Genomic DNA, 15111 nt, shown 5'->3' on the forward strand with positions numbered 1-15111 from the left:
CGCTATCCTTAGTCAAGCCGTAACAGCTTACGATAAAACGCTTTTGAAAAATCGGCAATACGATGTTTTTTATAGTTAATAATTACATCAATGAGATGATCCACCAGTTCAAACGTGGTGATGGACATTTCGTACTGGAGATCAGGCGAATTATCAAAGGTCACCGTACAACGGGATAAATCCGCCGGCAAATTGGCGATTGTCCATGTGGCAATAAAATCAACATTGTTACCGCCTTCAATCCCCCGTTGTCCCTCCAACTTCCCCAAACGGTAGAGGGCGATGCCCAAGGGCAGCAGCGGACGTTTCTCAGCACGCATATAGGGGGCAAAGATATTGACTTCCCGGGGGTTGGCAGGCTGAAGCTGATCGAGGGCGGTCATGCAAGAATCCTTGTGTATTCAGTCTCACCGAGTGCTGAGGTCTATTCTACAGGTAGAGCAGGTAGCACGGGAGTCTTCGCTCTAGTAGCGCATTTTGGTTTGGTAACATATAGTTAACATAACTAACGAGCACTGCCTATGGTTTTTGATCCCGGAAACGCTAATTTCTACCAGTCTTCTACGGATGATGGGCAGCCCAATCTGCTCCTGAAGTACCTGCAAAGCCAATCGCCAGAAGTTTTGACCCGTATTGCCCGTTCCGTCAGTCCAGAAATTCGCCAAATTATCAGCCAGAATGTCCAAGGTCTCGTGGGCGGCCTTCCCTCCGAGGATTTTAATGTCCAAATTGCCACCGATCGCGACAACCTTGCGGGGTTATTGGCCTCAGCCATGATGACGGGGTATTTTCTGCGCCAGATAGAACAGCGCATGGAACTGGAAATGAGCCTCGGCGATTTACCTATGCCCTAGGTTCTACCCACATACTTATTGTGAGTCTTGCTTGTGTCCGATCCTTGGCAACAGTTTAAGGCACTGCCTTGGCGATCGCTGGTGCCCACAGGTCTTCTTGTTGCCCTGCTTGCAGCGCTGTTTGATACGGGGCTTTACTATATTGCCGGTGCCGTCGCATCTGTCGGCGAGGCGTTGATCATCCTACTTCAGCCTCCTTTGGGTCTGTTAGTCCGCCTTGGTCTGAGCATTGGCCTTGGAATGGTGGCAGTGATCTCTTTGGAGGTGTGGTTTAACCCAGCGCCGATCTATAGCGGCACCCTCTGGGCGTTATTTCTGTGTGTCCTAATGGCCAGTGTGTTCTTGAGCTTTTTTAGCGGTACCTTGGGACTGCGCCCCCTATTTTTTCCACTCACAGAGGTGTTCCTGATTGGCACAGCCGTGGGGATTTTTTGGCAGGGTCGTCGCTACTGGCGGTATTAATTCGCTTCCTCAAGACGAGACGCAGGGAGCTTCGGAACGACGGCACTAATCTCAGGATTGAAGGTGGCATCAAAGGCATCGGCTCCCTGAAACAAATACCACACGGCCTCAATCACACAGGCAATGCGAGCAATGCTACCCAGAGAACCGTAGGGCACCGTCGAAAAGAGTAGCCCCAGCATGAGGTAAACGCCACCCCACAGGGGTTGGCGCAAATAAAACTTATGGAGTCCGGGGAGAAAGATGCCGGCCAAGGCTAAGAGAATGGCGATCGCGCGATTACGGTAGCCCATTATTGCTCACTGTGAATGACTCTAAATGCGATATTCAGTTAATCTTTAGCAAAACGCAACCTTGAGGAGTCTGGATTGCCACAACCACTATCTGTTGCTGTCTTTATTTGCCTAGAATGGCAACCCAATGCCGGGGGACACGTCAAATGTTGGGAACGTTTTGCGGAAGCTGCCAGCCACTACCCAGACTGCGTTGACCTGACCATTTACTTCCTTGGTGCCAAACAGCAAACCCTAGAGGTAGCAGCCAATGTTCGCTACCAATTGCTACCGCCCCAGTTCAGCACGCACTCACTGGAAATTATGCGCCAAGGGGCAGGCGTGACCGATGTAGCTCCCTTGCATTGGGGATTGCGCCGTTATTTACCCCAACATCAGGTGTTTCACATTACGGATACTTTTAGCTTTGCTCAAACGGTGCGCCGCTTTTGTCGCCAGTACCATCGTCCTCTCCTCAGTTCGATTCACACGGATTTGCCCTTATTGACCCGCACCTATTCGCGGGAAATTATTTGGCGCATGAGTGGCCGCAGTTGGGGGCGAGAATTTTGGCGGTGGCTATGGCTGGAGAAATTACAAGTGGATCAGTGGTTTGGTTACCGAGCCGAACGTAAATTAGCGGGCTTTATGCGTGCTAGCGATCGCGTCTTGGTCTCGCGGCAGCAGGATGCCGATTGGCTGCTCACGTTTTTGCCCCCTGAGCGGGTGGCGTGGTTTCAGCGGGGCATCGATCGCGATCGCTTTCATCCGCGATTTCGCAATCCCCAATGGCTACGGGAGGAGTATCACCTGCCAGAGGTGCCGATCGCGCTTTTTGTCGGTCGGGTAGATGCCAGTAAAAATGTGCTCCTGTTAGCGCAGGCAGCTCAAGTGTTAACCAATCAAGGAAAGGCATTCCATGTGTTGATTGTTGGCGAAGGGGCACAGGCTACCCTTGTCAAAGACCTTTTGGGCGATCGCGTCACCCTCACAGGCAAGGTACCCCAGGAAAAATTAGGGGCAATTTATGCCAGCAGTGATCTATTCGTCTTTCCCTCAGAGTCGGAAACAGGGCCCAATGTGGTGGTGGAAGCACGAGCGGCAGGATTACCCGTTGTCATTTCTGGGTTTGATGGCGGGCGCAAATATGTCCAAACCTCAGGGGAGGATGGGGTGGTGGTTTACAGTCGCGACCCCCAAGATTGGGCAGCCGCCATTACCCCGCTGTTAGATGATGCCCACTATCGCCAGCGGATGGGAACACAGGCACACCAGATCACCCAAGCAACGTGCCCCACGTGGCAGGACGCCTTTGAGCAGAGCATTTTGTGCCAATGGGAAGCGGTTGCCCAAGCCTACGGCTGGCCTCAAAAAGCCTGATCCTCTAGGAGAGCCTCTAAAATCAAGGCCATATGGGTCCAGTGGGTTCCCCCCTGACAAAAGACAATATAGGGTGGACGCAAAGGGCCATCGGCAGACAGTTCCGACGTGCTGCCGTCAATAAACGTGCCCCCAGCCATCACTAGATCATCGGCATAGCCGGGCATGGGCGCAGGTACAGGATCAAGATAGGAACCCACCGGGGAGTAACGTTGCAACGTACGGCAAAAGGCAATCAGCTTTTCAGGACTGCCCAATTGGATCGCTTGAATGACATCGCGGCGGGGGGCAAGGGGGGCGGGGTTGACGGGATAACCCAATTGGTCAAAGACATAGGCCAAGAGATGGGCGCACTTGAGGGCTTCGCCGACCATTTGCGGTGCTAAGAACAGCCCTTGAAAGAGCAGACGATGTTGATCAAATGTGGCACCCCCTTCGTGGCCAATCCCCGGTGCCGTAAGGCGATAACTGGCTTGCTCAATGAGATCAGCGCGTCCTGCTAAGTAGCCCCCCGCGGTGGCGATCGTGCCGCCGGGATTTTTAATCAGAGAACCCGCAATCAAATCGGCGCCAACATGGGGCGGTTCTTGGGTCTCGACAAATTCGCCGTAGCAATTATCCACAAAACAAACCACATTGGGATTTTGCCCCTTGATCAGTTGGATCATTTTGCCAATGTCCTCAAGGCTGAGGCTCGGCCGCCATGTATAGCCACAGGAGCGTTGAATGAGCACCATGCGGGTTTGAGGTTGGACACAGGTGGCGATCGCCCCCCAATCCGGTTCGCCCGTACTCAGGAGGGGAATTTCGCGATAGTGAATCCCAAAGTCCTTGAGGGAACCTTGGCCATGACCCCGCAGGCCAATCACCTCTTCTAGGGTGTCGTAGGGGGCACCGGCAAGGGACACCAGTTCATCCCCAGGGCGCAGCACACCAAATAGCGCCGTGGCGATCGCGTGGGTACCAGAAACAAATTGCACCCGCACCAAGGCCGCCTCAGCCCCCATCACCTGCGCAAAAACGCGATCCAGCACCTCACGCCCTAGGTCGCCATGACCATAGCCCGTCATGCTACTGAAGTGATGCACCCCCAGCCGCTGCTGCCGAAACGCCCCTAGAACCCGATCCAAATTTTCCTTAACGCGGCCATCAATTTCGTTAAACGTTGGGGCAAGTGCCTCTTGGGCAGCAGTTACAAGTGGAGTTTTCACGTCGAGACTAATCATTGAGCAACGGCAAGTGTCATAAAGATAAAGACTTAAACCAAAGTCTGAGTCTTGGCAGGATAAATGCGTCCTCGCCACTGCTTAGGGCGTTGCCAAGAGGAGAGGGTAATTCGCAGGGCGGCGAGGGGATCCGCAAGGGGAGACAGCCAAAAGAGCCAGTGCCCTTGACCCGTCTGCCAATCATAGACAGGGGCGATCGCCAGTGTCATGCCGCAGCGGATCAGCACCAGCAAGCCATTGAGCAGTGTCGCCATCTCTAAAGGAAGGCTGGGAGTAGTCATTGCCAGTGCCATCAAGCCCAAAATCAACAGGGGCAACGGTAATCCCTGTACTGCCCAGAGGAAATAGGCATCGCCCCAGAGCTGGGCGGCTGGGGTGGCATCCTTGAGATCCAGCGATCGCCCCCATTCTCGCCATGTTTCCGCCATGCCCTCATACATCCGCACCTTGAGCACCTTGGAGCCATCGCGAAAGGCCACCCGTGCTCCCCTAGCTGCTGCCGCCCGCACTAACGTTACATCATCACAAAAGGAGGAAGCGGCAACCTGGTAGCCGCCCATTGCCTCGAGGCGCGATCGCCGAATGAGTAGGCACTGACCATTGGCCAGAATCCGCTCCGGCTGAGTTTCCACAGCGCGCGCTGCGCCAAAGCGGTAGATCAGCGTCAAGAGCAACGCCGGTTGCAGCCACCATTCACCGCCGGTCTTGAGGATAAAGCGAGGCGAGAGAGAAATCAGATCCAGTTGCTCCTGCTCTGCTGTCGCCAAAAGACTAGCTACAAGGCCGGGTTGCGGTTGGGTATCCGCATCAATGCCCAAAATCCACTCACTATCGGGATGGGCACGACAAAAGCCCGTATGTAAAGCCCAAGGCCGCCCCACCCACCCCGGCGGTAAGGGGGGATCAAACTCCAGTCGCAGACGCGGATCGCGGTGTTGTGCCGCGTGCACGATTTCAGCCGTGCCATCTTGGGAATGACTATCAACAATCAGAATTTCCCGCACCTCATAGCCTTGACGCATTAAGCCCTCTAAACAGGGTTGCAACCGCTGTGCCTCATTGAGGGTGGGGACAACAATTGAGACTTTGGCTAAGTTCTCTGGGCGGGAGGGCTGGGGGGTTAAGGGAGTCGGTCGTCGCCAACCTGATCCTAAACGGGCGATTAAAACAGCCGCCCAAGGTGCCTGTGCCAGGATCGCGGCGCTGGCGATCGCTGCTATGCCAACTGCAACGGTACTCAATTTTCTTCTGCCTCGTCCTCTGCTGGCGAATTTTCGGGGGGCGGAACATCCTCTGGAGACAGTTTCAGCCGTTTAATCGGTAAATTGGCAATCAAAGCCGTTGTCCGCTGATCCGACTCTAGGGAAACCGCTAGCCCCTCCGTTTCTAGCTCCACATAGCGGGAGACCACCTCTAAAATATCGCGCCGCAGATTGTCCAAAATTTGCGGTGTCAGGGCCGTGCGATCGTGGGCAAGAACTAACTTTAAACGCTCCTTGGCAGTGGTGCGACTGGGGGGAGTACGGGTAAACAGCCGCTCTAAAAGTTCACTGATCATCCCTTTGCCCCAAACAAGCGTCGAATGCGACCAAAGAGTCCACCGCTTGCCGCCTCTAAATCAAGAAACTCAACCTTTTCCCCCTCCAAGCGACGGGCAATATTCATAAAGGCCTGCCCCGCTAGGGACAGCGACTCTGCCAAGACCAAGGGTTCCCCTTTGTTGGTGGAAACAATCACCTTCTCATCCTCGGGGACAATGCCAATCAGGGGAATGGAAAGAATTTCTTGGACATCTTCAACGGACATCATATCGTTGGCAGCCACCATGGCGGGGCGTAAGCGATTCAAAATGAGATGGCTATTGCGAATGCGGTAGGCCTCCAGCAGGCCAATCACGCGATCGGCATCCCGTACAGCGGCAATTTCTGGCGTGGTCACCACCAAGGCTTCCTGCGCAGGGGCAATGGCATTGCGAAATCCCGCCTCGATCCCCGCTGGACAATCAATGAGCACGTAATCATAGTGCTTGCTCAGGGCTGAGGCTAACTGTCGCATCTGTTCTGGGGTAATGGCATCCTTATTGCGGCTTTGGGCTGCGGGCAGCAACACCAGCCTATTCAGGCGTTTATCGCGCACAAGGGCTTGATCCAAGCGACACTGCCCAGTCAGCACATCAATGGCGGTGTAAACCACGCGATTTTCCAAGCCGAGTAGTAGGTCAAGGTTACGCAAGCCAAAGTCGGCGTCAATGAGCACCACCGATCGCCCCAATTTGGCCAAAGCCACACCAATATTGGCACTGGCGGTTGTTTTCCCCACGCCCCCTTTGCCCGAGGTAATGACAATCGTGCGCCCCATTGAACTCCCTAGGAATTGGCTTACTAGAATAGATTATCTCAAGGTGCCTCGGATACGGCGAAGGCTCGCCCCCAAGTATCGGCGGGGGCAATCTGAATCCCTTGGTCTGTGGCGTAGGCCACCTCTGGATAAGGCGGGTTTGGCGGCTCTGGGGTACGTGCCAACAGATCAGCAATCCGTAACTGTGTGGCTGCCATTTCAAGGGTCATAATCCGTGCCCCCCGATTGCCCTTGGCACCGGCGTGGGCGATACCGCGTAATCGCCCCCAGACGATAATATCGCCGGCAGCAATGATACTGGCTCCTGCATTGACATCGCCAACAATCACCACAGTGGCGTCATGGTGAATTTCCATGCCTGATCGCAGGGTTGTTTTCAAGTAAAGGGGGTTGGCCATGGGGTCTGAGTCCCCCTCAGTCTCTTTTGCAATTAAGGGTGGCAGTTCCCCCTGCTGGACACTGTAGCCAAGGGTAGCGGCAGCGATCGCCGTCTGGCGGCGTTCGGTAATAATCTTGTCCAGTCGCAACTGATGCTCGCTGAGAGCCTCGGCCAACTGTTGAAGCTGTGACTGATCTAAAAGCCGCTGTCCGCAGGCACAATCTACGGGTAAGGTCTCTGACCAGAGGTGTTCTTGACCGACAAGGTAAAGTTGCAACTGCGGCCACAGGTCAATCCAGTCTAAATCGGCCGGCAACGTGAGTCGGTAGCGCCCTCCACAGTGTTCTAAAGCAAGGCCGCTGACAATGGGTGTGCTTTGCTCCACCTCAAGAGTTACCGCAGGGCTTTCAGCAGGTTCCTCTACGGGGGTTGACTCAGACTCACTCATGGTTTTTCCACTCGCAGTCGCTGTGTAATCAGAACCATGCCCGTATCGCGAATTAAGGCCACAGAGACCCAGCGATTACCGGCTTCTTGAGGCGCACGTCCCACCTTAAAAATCCCGCCCGCAGAGAGGAGTTCCAATTTGACGGGGCTAGGATTGGCGTAGGTTTGGGCGTTGATGGGCTGATCGCTGGCGGCGCCAAGGAGAATGGCATTGCCAATGGGTTCTTGCACAATCGCATCAAGGCTAAACTCTTCACCCGCACGCACGGCTTGGGGGAGGGAGAATTGCACCGTAGGCGGTGTCGCACCAATCGTGATCGTAGTTTTTTCGCTGGTAATGTCTTGGCGGATGATTTTGCCGTTGCGGATGACTTGGGTGGCTTGCAGGTTGCCACGAATGTTTTGCGGGCGATCGCTCGTGCCGCCGGTTCCCTCAATGGTTGTACTAATCTCTAGAATCCACTCATTTCCCTGCTGTTGCCAACGGTTCACCGTCGTGCGGTAGCGGATGTCACGGTAGGGTTGCCAAAACGTCGGCAGTTGTTTGCGCAAGATTTCAAGGGTGAGGCCGTCCCCTGTTTTGAACTCAGGGTCATAAAAGGCTAGCACTGCCTCTAGATTCTTTTGACTGGCTGCTGTATCCAACCCGTTAACGAGGGATTGCAACGATTCTGGCAGAGCAGCCGGAGTGGCTTGCGCGAGGGGAGCCGCCCAAGTCTGCTCCTGTATCCCCCCACAGATCACTGCCAAGCCAAGAACTGAAACCAAAAAAGAGCGACGCATCATTCACTGCCTTTGCGACTCGTTTGCCATTAAGGTCTATTCATCAAAATTGGCGGAGTTATCTTGCTCGTCAGTGGGAGGACGATCCAAGGGTTGATAGGGCACATATTCACTGCCATCCGTTGTGCCTTCCGGACGGGGGCGGGGGGGTCGCCGTCGCACAGGGCGATCGCTCACTTCCGCAGTTTCCGTAATCGGCGGCGGCGGTCGGCGGGTTGGCCGGCGGGTTGTCGGTGTTGGTGGACGATAGGGTTCATCGACAATCTCATCTGCCGGTGGTGGGGTCGGTCGCGGACGCCTTGAAGGGGGACGCCGAACACTGGGGCGGCTAGGGGGTGGGCTACTGCGGCGTGAGGGTAAACGTCCGACCGGGGGGGTATCCTCTACATCCTCGTCTTCATAGCGCGATCGCGACACCTCACGACTGCCCCGAATTCGCCGCAGGGGTGGGTAATCCTCCTCCTCTTCCTCTTCATCCTCGTAGGGTTCGAGTTCCTCCAGCTCCGCTCGATAGGTGTAGCTACGGCTCACGGGTCGCTCTTCATCCACAATCGGGGTATTTCGCCGCGCCTGCTCGGTGGCCACCCGTCGTAGCCGAATACTCTCGTAGGCAAAAAAGGCAGCGGTGCCTGTTAGTAGAAACTGGCCAAAGAGCAGAATTGGATCGAGGCGCCACCCTTGGAAAAAGAGAATCCCACCGCACAGAAGAGCCACTGCGGCGAAGAAAATATCGTGATCTCGCGCTAACTCTGGCTGAACCGAGCGCAGAAAATAGAGGAGCGCCCCCGCAACCGCTAGGCCAATGCCCAAAATACCAGCAGGCCCAAGCCCGACATTAACAATTTGACCAAGGAGGGGGGAAAAGGAAAGATACGTCATTTAACCGGTTGATTGAAGGGGCAAAATAAAAGACAGAGTCACAGCGCTATGGCCATGACTCTATTTTAGCGATGATTGCAAAGCCCACCAGCTGCTTGGCTGCCTATGAAGAACGCTGCACTTTATCAATTTGACTAATGGTGATCAAAGCAGCGAAGGTTAAACCCAGCACCACCGCGCCGGACAATAGCCCAATAAAGAAACCTTTAAGAGAAGGGGTAATGGTCAACAGTAGAGGGTACGCAGAATGAATCATGGCTGTTGCTTGCAGGTCAAAGTGAACACTAGGATTTTAACAAAATCTGGCTTCGCTGCTATTAGACCCAGTGTCGCCAAGCTCGGAGTCGCGTCAGTAGCCGCTGCTGAAGGCGTTCCCAAAACGCAAAGGAAAGGACGCCTCGGGATTGCTCTCGTGGGACTAAGCCGATATTTGCCCCGACCGGTCTGAGCGATCGCCCCATGGCCATCGCCGCTTCGCGAGCCTCTTCTCTAGGAGGAATAAACGTGAGGGTGGGAGCGGGTAGCCAACGCGCCAGTTCGCAATAGCGATCGCGGGGATGATTTTTTACTTGTCCCTGCACCACCAACGTCGTCGATTCGCCACCATCCACCGCCGTTGCATCAGTGACGCCCTGCTCCAGTAAAAACGCCTGAAGCTGTGGAAAGGAGAGCCCCGGCGAACCACCATTGCCCCGCCCATCGCTGACGACGAAAATATATTCATTGCCCCGTCTGCCGAGAATCGCCTTAGGAGAAGTGCGATCGCTGTCATCCACAGGTAGCTTCCTGCCGCCCTCTAAAAGCTGCTGCGAGCCACTCACCACATGAAACGGCTGCGCAGGTAAGCTGCCTCGGTAAAACTCCATCCCCCCTTGAGCCGGGAAATGCACAATCGCTAAATAGCCCCCCTCATAGGGACGCACCACCTGACCATTCACGATGTAGGCTCCGAGAACCCCCGCTGGAATCGTGCCTCGACCGCTTAAGCAGGTCTGCCGTAGTGCCCCATAGTCAATACCCTCAGGCTTTAATTCCCCCATAACCCATTTCTGATAGTCCTGAAAGGAACGCAGGGAATTCGCATTTAACCAGCGGAAGAAATTCGTATTCATCGCTGCCACAGCTCCCGTCCGCCGCGCAAAAGCCGCTGTCGTTTCTAAATAGGTATCTTGGCCATTGGGGGCAGGTTCTGTCATGACCACCCGATAATCCGCCATCGGCGCAGCCACCATATATACCTGCGTTTGATCCACTCTATGGGTCGAGTACTGAAGAGTGGCTAATGAGAGGCCAACCCAAGGCAACACACTCAGCATCTATTTTCCTCCAGCACAGCCTTCAGTTTCGGTGGGCTATCTCTAACCTAGGACGCAAAAACAGATGATTCTGTCCCCAAGCTGCTTTAAGGATAGTGAATAAATCAACATAAATCTTTAGGTTCTTTTAACCCACATCCTTGGGGAATCTGCCTAGGATCAGGGTGGGATTTTCTGGACGCTTTGGCACCATGGAACAAATACCCGCTTCAATTTGGACACTCACCGCTGGCATTGTTGTTACCCTGATTAGCTTCTGGGTTGGTCATCACCATGGCCTCCTGCCGGAACAGGCCTCTGAGCAGGCTCCCTTGGTGGATAACTTCTTTGACATTATGCTCACAATTGGTACCGCTCTCTTTTTGGTGGTACAGGGTGCGATCATCCTCTTTGTGATTCGCTATCGCCGCCGTGCCGGTGAGGAAGGGGATGGCCTACCCATAGAGGGCAACTTACCCCTAGAGGCCTTCTGGACGGCCATTCCTGCCCTGATTGTGATTTTCCTTGGTATCTACAGCGTGGATATTTTCCAGCGCATGGGGGGACTGAATCCGGGGGATCATGCTCTGCACTCCATGCACACCCCTAAACCAGCAGTGGCGGTTGTTGCCGAAGCCCCCTCAAAAACCACCAGCGATGCAACTGCCCTTTTAGCAGCAGCGCCAACCCCTGAAATTGGCATTGGTGCCAGCCCCGATGTTCAAGGCAAAGCCCCAGACGTAGTGGTGGATGTGGCGGGTATGCAGTATGCATGGATTTTCACCTACCCCGACAGTGGCATTGTCTCCGGCGAATTGCATATCCCAGTGGGCAAGGATGTCCAATTGAACCTCTCCGCACGGGATGTGATCCATTCCTTTTGGGTGCCGCAGTTTCGCTTGAAGCAGGATGCGATTCCGGGTGTGCCCACTGAACTGCGCTTTAAGGCTACCAAGGTCGGGACATACCCCGTCGTCTGTGCTGAACTCTGTGGTGGCTACCACGGTGCCATGCGCACGCAGGTGATCGTGCATACTCCAGAGGATTTTGAAGCGTGGCGTAGTCAAAACCAAGCGATCGCAACGACTCCCGTGATCCCCTCCCTGAGCGATCGCCATGTCGAGGAGATGGGCGTCACCCCCCAATTGGTGGCGCAAGTAGAAGCAATGACCCACCACCATTCTCCGTCAAAGCTGTAGTTTTCTTCCTACTGTTGCATTCTTGAGAGAGTTATGGCGCAAGCACAACTGCCGCTAGATACCCCCTTGTCGCTCCCTGAGCATCCCAAGGCGTGGAAGTGGTACGACTATTTCACCTTTAATGTTGATCACAAGGTGATTGGCATTCAATACTTGGTCACCGCCTTTATCTTTTACTTGATTGGCGGACTGATGGCGGTGGCCATGCGCACGGAGCTGGCAACGGCAGATTCAGATTTTCTCAATCCCAATCTCTACAATGCTTTCATGACCAACCACGGCACCATTATGATTTTCTTTTGGGTGGTGCCAGCGGCCATTGGTGGCTTTGGCAATTACTTGGTGCCCCTGATGATCGGGGCACGGGACATGGCTTTTCCCCGCTTGAATGCCTTAGCCTTTTGGCTGAACCCGCCGGCGGGGGCATTACTCTTGGCCAGTTTCCTGTTTGGCGGTGCCCAAGCGGGTTGGACCTCCTATCCGCCCTTGAGTACGATCACGGCCACTACTGCCCAGAGTATGTGGATTCTGGCGATCGTCCTTGTGGGTACCTCCTCGATCATGGGATCGGTGAATTTCATCGTCACCATCTGGAAGATGAAAGTGCCTAGTATGCGCTGGGATCAATTGCCCCTCTTTTGCTGGGCCATGCTAGCTACCTCTCTGCTGGCTCTAGTGTCAACGCCCGTGCTGGCGGTAGGGCTGATTTTGCTGCTGTTTGATATTAACTTTGGCACCTCGTTTTACAAACCCGATGCCGGTGGGAACGTTGTCATTTACCAGCACCTTTTCTGGTTTTACTCTCACCCGGCGGTGTACCTGATGATTTTGCCGATCTTTGGCATTATGTCTGAGGTGATTCCGGTTCATGCCCGTAAGCCTATCTTTGGCTATCAGGCGATCGCCTACTCCAGTTTGGCCATCTGCTGCGTGGGTCTCTTTGTCTGGGTACACCATATGTTCACCAGTGGTACGCCCCCTTGGATGCGGATGTTCTTCACGATTTCGACACTGATTGTGGCGGTGCCGACAGGAGTAAAAATCTTTAGTTGGGTCGCCACCCTCTGGGGGGGCAAGATTCGCCTCAACAGTGCCATGCTCTTTGCCATTGGCCTACTGTCGATGTTTGTCCTTGGTGGCCTCAGTGGTGTGACCTTGGGGACTGCCCCCGTGGATATTCACGTCCACGACACCTACTATGTGGTGGCACATTTCCACTATGTCCTCTTTGGGGGCTCCGTGTTTGGTCTCTATGCGGGGATTTACCACTGGTTCCCCAAAATGACAGGACGGCTCCTCGATGAGCGCTTAGGGATTCTCCACTTTGTGCTGACCTTTATTGGCACGAACTTGACCTTTTTGCCGATGCATGAGTTGGGTCTTAAAGGGATGCCCCGCCGCGTGGCCATGTACGATCCCCAGTTTGAGCCAATTAATCTCATCTGTACGATTGGTGCCTTTGTCCTAGCTTTCTCAATTATTCCTTTCCTGATTAACATCATTTGGAGCTGGAATAAGGGCAAAATTGCCGGCGATAACCCTTGGGGCGGTCTCAGCTTAGAGTGGACGACCAGTTCACCGCCGCTGATTGAAAACTGGGAAGTGCTGCCTGTGGTCACCAAAGGTCCCTACGACTACGGCATTGAGCAGCGCAAGGAAAGCACTGATGAGGATGAGGACGAGGAAGAGTAGGACGCTTTAGGAGCAAGCCATGCAAGGTACTGTTGACTCTCAAGCGACGGCCATAGCCGTTGATCATGCCCATGAGCACCCTGATTTTCGGGTTTTAGGGTTGCTGGTCTTTTTGATTTCTGAATCCCTAATGTTTGGTGGCCTCTTTGCGGCCTATTTACTTCTGCGGGGCATGAATGAGCAATGGCCGCCCGAAGGCACTGAGGTGGAACTTCTTGTGCCCACCATCAACACCATCATCCTTATTTCCAGTAGCTTTGTCATCCACTACGGCGATGTTGCCATCAAAAAGGATGACGTTCGCGGCATGCGCCAATGGTACTGGATCACGGCGGCCATGGGGGCAGTGTTCTTGGGCGGTCAAGTTTATGAGTACCTCACCCTCGGCTACGGCCTGCGCACCAATGTCTTTGCCAACTGCTTTTATGTGATGACGGGCTTCCATGGCCTCCATGTCTTTGTGGGGATTTTGCTGATTTTGGGGGTGATCTGGCGATCGCGCCGTCCCGGCCATTACAGTGCCCACAAGCACACGGGGGTCACCATGGCAGAGATCTACTGGCACTTTGTGGATGTGATCTGGATTATCCTCTTCACCCTGCTGTATATCCTGACTCGCTTTTAGGGGCAGGTCTTGAATTGGGGCGATCGCGGATCAAAGTTGCACTGATAGACCACAGGTGCTTGCCAACTCAAGGGAATTTCCAAGAGGTCACGGGTACCCGTAATTCCCTGCAAGAGAAAAAGAACAAGGGCAAGGGAATTCAAGCCAATGTGAATCCGCCGCCACCTGAGCGATCGATCTTGGTAAATCTCCCGCACAATGGCCACAGAAAAAATCATCAGCATCACCGCCGCCAAGCCAAAGTAAAAGTGGGAAACCCACCACTCGTCATCACGGCGAAAGACCCCCGGTTGAAAAGCTAGAATGGTCACCCCCATCCCTGAGAGGGTGGCAAAAACAGCACGCCATAGCTTCGATTGAGCACGATACAGCAGCGCCGTTGCTGCAATGGTGACAACAAACATCAGTGCCACGAGGACAACAGAGAGCGGTTGCAGTGTCTGATTCTCCGCCTGCATCAAGAAGCCCTGAAATCCAAACACCACTGAATAGGCCAAGGCCACCAATGTGATGCCAACCACGCCGGCTGCTAAAAGATTGCCCAATTTGACATGCAGGGTGCCCACTGTGGGTGGGATGGTGGTGTCTTTGAGACGACGCTGCCGCGTTTGCAGAGCAAAGAATGTGGTGATACCAATGACCGGAAAGACAAATGTGCAGGCCAAGATGGGATGCAACAGCAAAATGATGTCTTTGAGGTTGAGAAACATACTGGCTAAGAATGATAAGGCCAGTTTTAGGGTAACGAATCTAGGGGCGGGGCAAATCAAAGAACAGCACTGTTGTCAGTAAGCCAACTGTGGCCACCAACAAGGTCACTAGGAATCCCCAAAGCCGGGCATCTGTGCCCGCTTGTCGCTTAGAAATATCCTGCAAGGTGGACTCTACCGTATCAATCCGCTGCCCTAACTGTACTTCTATGGAATTGATACGCTGCTCCAGTTTGGCCTCCACAGCCTTCATCTGTTGCTCCAGCTTAGCTTCGACAGCATTGATGCGCTGCTCCAGTTTGGCTTCGACGGCGTTGATGCGCTGCTCTAGCTTAGCCTCCACAGCATTGATACGCTGTTCAAGTTTGGCCTCGACAGTATCAATTTTGTCCTCAAGCCTTTGGAATTTCTCGTTACTCGTGGCGATGTGAATATCCAGCTTTTTATCCATGGCTTGGATGGCAGCCTGCATTGACTGCATATCGGCCTGCATCCCTTGGATAGCATCTAAAACTTGGCTCAATTCGGAACGGGTAACGGGTTCAGTCAT

Annotated in this window: 19 protein-coding genes; 6 read left to right on the forward strand and 13 right to left on the reverse strand. The window is 54.1% G+C overall.

The window, feature by feature from the left end; all coding sequences use genetic code 11:
- Positions 1 to 8: 8 nt before the first annotated feature.
- Complete coding sequence (gene ebsA / locus RHH81_RS06715; RefSeq protein ID WP_206199506.1) at positions 9 to 383, reverse strand: type IV pilus biogenesis protein EbsA; 375 nt, start codon at positions 381 to 383, stop codon at positions 9 to 11.
- Between the two features lie 138 nt (positions 384 to 521).
- Between ebsA and RHH81_RS06720 the strand changes: the two genes are divergently transcribed.
- The gene (locus tag RHH81_RS06720) at positions 522 to 854 is read left to right on the forward strand and encodes a DUF760 domain-containing protein (protein ID WP_206199507.1); all 333 of its coding nucleotides are present in this window, start codon (positions 522 to 524) and stop codon (positions 852 to 854) included.
- A gap of 33 nt (positions 855 to 887) precedes the next feature.
- Entirely contained in the window at positions 888 to 1316 is a 429-nt protein-coding gene (locus RHH81_RS06725; RefSeq protein WP_206199508.1) for a hypothetical protein, read from the forward strand.
- On the opposite strand, the gene RHH81_RS06730 is transcribed toward RHH81_RS06725, so the two are convergent.
- Entirely contained in the window at positions 1313 to 1609 is a 297-nt protein-coding gene (locus RHH81_RS06730) for a TM2 domain-containing protein (RefSeq protein ID WP_225901511.1), read from the reverse strand. The genes RHH81_RS06725 and RHH81_RS06730 overlap by 4 nt on opposite strands.
- Positions 1610 to 1684: 75 nt before the next feature.
- On the opposite strand from RHH81_RS06730, the gene RHH81_RS06735 reads away from it, so the two are divergent.
- Entirely contained in the window at positions 1685 to 2968 is a 1284-nt protein-coding gene (locus tag RHH81_RS06735; protein WP_310742797.1) for a glycosyltransferase, read from the forward strand.
- Here RHH81_RS06735 and RHH81_RS06740 read toward each other — a convergent pair.
- The 9 genes from RHH81_RS06740 to RHH81_RS06780 form a co-directional block, all read right to left on the reverse strand.
- Positions 2956 to 4179 carry a methionine gamma-lyase family protein gene (locus RHH81_RS06740; protein WP_255521428.1) on the reverse strand — a complete coding sequence of 408 codons (1224 nt, stop codon included), beginning with the start codon at positions 4177 to 4179 and terminating at the stop codon, positions 2956 to 2958. The two genes, RHH81_RS06735 and RHH81_RS06740, sit on opposite strands and share 13 nt — an antisense overlap.
- Positions 4180 to 4226: 47 nt before the next feature.
- Positions 4227 to 5435: a 2'-O-glycosyltransferase CruG gene (cruG, locus tag RHH81_RS06745; RefSeq protein WP_310453552.1), complete on the reverse strand. Its 1209-nt coding sequence runs from the start codon at positions 5433 to 5435 to the stop codon at positions 4227 to 4229.
- Complete coding sequence (minE, locus tag RHH81_RS06750) at positions 5432 to 5752, reverse strand: cell division topological specificity factor MinE (protein WP_206199511.1); 321 nt, start codon at positions 5750 to 5752, stop codon at positions 5432 to 5434. Before minE ends, cruG begins: the two co-directional genes overlap by 4 nt.
- Positions 5749 to 6552: a septum site-determining protein MinD gene (gene minD / locus RHH81_RS06755; protein WP_206199512.1), complete on the reverse strand. Its 804-nt coding sequence runs from the start codon at positions 6550 to 6552 to the stop codon at positions 5749 to 5751. The genes minE and minD overlap by 4 nt, the downstream gene beginning before the upstream one ends.
- 38 nt (positions 6553 to 6590) lie before the next feature.
- Positions 6591 to 7379, reverse strand: coding sequence for a septum site-determining protein MinC (minC, locus tag RHH81_RS06760; RefSeq protein ID WP_206199513.1), 789 nt, complete (start codon positions 7377 to 7379; stop codon positions 6591 to 6593).
- Positions 7376 to 8164 (reverse strand): nuclear transport factor 2 family protein, encoded by a 789-nt coding sequence (locus RHH81_RS06765; protein WP_226971996.1) that lies wholly within the window; start codon positions 8162 to 8164, stop codon positions 7376 to 7378. The genes minC and RHH81_RS06765 overlap by 4 nt, the downstream gene beginning before the upstream one ends.
- A gap of 33 nt (positions 8165 to 8197) precedes the next feature.
- Positions 8198 to 9040: a Ycf66 family protein gene (locus RHH81_RS06770; protein ID WP_310742798.1), complete on the reverse strand. Its 843-nt coding sequence runs from the start codon at positions 9038 to 9040 to the stop codon at positions 8198 to 8200.
- A 103-nt stretch (positions 9041 to 9143) separates the two neighbouring features.
- Positions 9144 to 9296 carry a photosystem II reaction center X protein gene (locus RHH81_RS06775; protein WP_149818106.1) on the reverse strand — a complete coding sequence of 51 codons (153 nt, stop codon included), beginning with the start codon at positions 9294 to 9296 and terminating at the stop codon, positions 9144 to 9146.
- 61 nt (positions 9297 to 9357) lie between these two features.
- Complete coding sequence (locus RHH81_RS06780; protein WP_310744272.1) at positions 9358 to 10356, reverse strand: phosphodiester glycosidase family protein; 999 nt, start codon at positions 10354 to 10356, stop codon at positions 9358 to 9360.
- A 191-nt stretch (positions 10357 to 10547) separates the two neighbouring features.
- On the opposite strand from RHH81_RS06780, the gene RHH81_RS06785 reads away from it, so the two are divergent.
- The 3 genes from RHH81_RS06785 to RHH81_RS06795 are packed head-to-tail and all read left to right on the forward strand — an operon-like array spanning position 10548 to position 13851.
- The gene (locus RHH81_RS06785) at positions 10548 to 11534 is read left to right on the forward strand and encodes a cytochrome c oxidase subunit II (protein WP_310438328.1); all 987 of its coding nucleotides are present in this window, start codon (positions 10548 to 10550) and stop codon (positions 11532 to 11534) included.
- Positions 11535 to 11567: 33 nt separating this feature from the next.
- Positions 11568 to 13226, forward strand: coding sequence for a cytochrome c oxidase subunit I (ctaD, locus tag RHH81_RS06790; protein ID WP_206199517.1), 1659 nt, complete (start codon positions 11568 to 11570; stop codon positions 13224 to 13226).
- Positions 13227 to 13245: 19 nt separating this feature from the next.
- Positions 13246 to 13851: a heme-copper oxidase subunit III gene (locus tag RHH81_RS06795; protein ID WP_206199518.1), complete on the forward strand. Its 606-nt coding sequence runs from the start codon at positions 13246 to 13248 to the stop codon at positions 13849 to 13851.
- On the opposite strand, the gene RHH81_RS06800 is transcribed toward RHH81_RS06795, so the two are convergent.
- Together RHH81_RS06800 and RHH81_RS06805 are read right to left on the reverse strand one after the other, a co-directional pair.
- A complete protein-coding gene (locus tag RHH81_RS06800; protein WP_206199519.1) occupies positions 13848 to 14561 on the reverse strand; it encodes a DUF4079 domain-containing protein in 714 nt (237 codons plus the stop codon). The two genes, RHH81_RS06795 and RHH81_RS06800, sit on opposite strands and share 4 nt — an antisense overlap.
- 40 nt (positions 14562 to 14601) lie before the next feature.
- Positions 14602 to 15111 (reverse strand): hypothetical protein, encoded by a 510-nt coding sequence (locus tag RHH81_RS06805; RefSeq protein WP_310742801.1) that lies wholly within the window; start codon positions 15109 to 15111, stop codon positions 14602 to 14604.

It is taken from the genome of Thermosynechococcus sp. PKX95 (assembly GCF_031583295.1).
GTDB lineage: Bacteria > Cyanobacteriota > Cyanobacteriia > Thermosynechococcales > Thermosynechococcaceae > Thermosynechococcus.

Bases quoted from the DNA above. Each gene is read 5' to 3' on its own strand.
- ebsA (WP_206199506.1), bottom strand. From the start codon at position 383: ATGACCGCCCTCGATCAGCTTCAGCCTGCCAACCCCCGGGAAGTCAAT.
- RHH81_RS06720 (WP_206199507.1), top strand. From the start codon at position 522: ATGGTTTTTGATCCCGGAAACGCTAATTTCTACCAGTCTTCTACGGAT.
- RHH81_RS06730 (WP_225901511.1), bottom strand. From the start codon at position 1,609: ATGGGCTACCGTAATCGCGCGATCGCCATTCTCTTAGCCTTGGCCGGC.
- minE (WP_206199511.1), bottom strand. From the start codon at position 5,752: ATGATCAGTGAACTTTTAGAGCGGCTGTTTACCCGTACTCCCCCCAGT.
- minD (WP_206199512.1), bottom strand. From the start codon at position 6,552: ATGGGGCGCACGATTGTCATTACCTCGGGCAAAGGGGGCGTGGGGAAA.
- minC (WP_206199513.1), bottom strand. From the start codon at position 7,379: ATGAGTGAGTCTGAGTCAACCCCCGTAGAGGAACCTGCTGAAAGCCCT.
- RHH81_RS06765 (WP_226971996.1), bottom strand. From the start codon at position 8,164: ATGATGCGTCGCTCTTTTTTGGTTTCAGTTCTTGGCTTGGCAGTGATC.
- RHH81_RS06770 (WP_310742798.1), bottom strand. From the start codon at position 9,040: ATGACGTATCTTTCCTTTTCCCCCCTCCTTGGTCAAATTGTTAATGTC.
- RHH81_RS06775 (WP_149818106.1), bottom strand. From the start codon at position 9,296: ATGATTCATTCTGCGTACCCTCTACTGTTGACCATTACCCCTTCTCTT.
- RHH81_RS06780 (WP_310744272.1), bottom strand. From the start codon at position 10,356: ATGCTGAGTGTGTTGCCTTGGGTTGGCCTCTCATTAGCCACTCTTCAG.
- RHH81_RS06785 (WP_310438328.1), top strand. From the start codon at position 10,548: ATGGAACAAATACCCGCTTCAATTTGGACACTCACCGCTGGCATTGTT.
- ctaD (WP_206199517.1), top strand. From the start codon at position 11,568: ATGGCGCAAGCACAACTGCCGCTAGATACCCCCTTGTCGCTCCCTGAG.
- RHH81_RS06795 (WP_206199518.1), top strand. From the start codon at position 13,246: ATGCAAGGTACTGTTGACTCTCAAGCGACGGCCATAGCCGTTGATCAT.
- RHH81_RS06800 (WP_206199519.1), bottom strand. From the start codon at position 14,561: ATGTTTCTCAACCTCAAAGACATCATTTTGCTGTTGCATCCCATCTTG.
- RHH81_RS06805 (WP_310742801.1), bottom strand. From the start codon at position 15,111: ATGACTGAACCCGTTACCCGTTCCGAATTGAGCCAAGTTTTAGATGCT.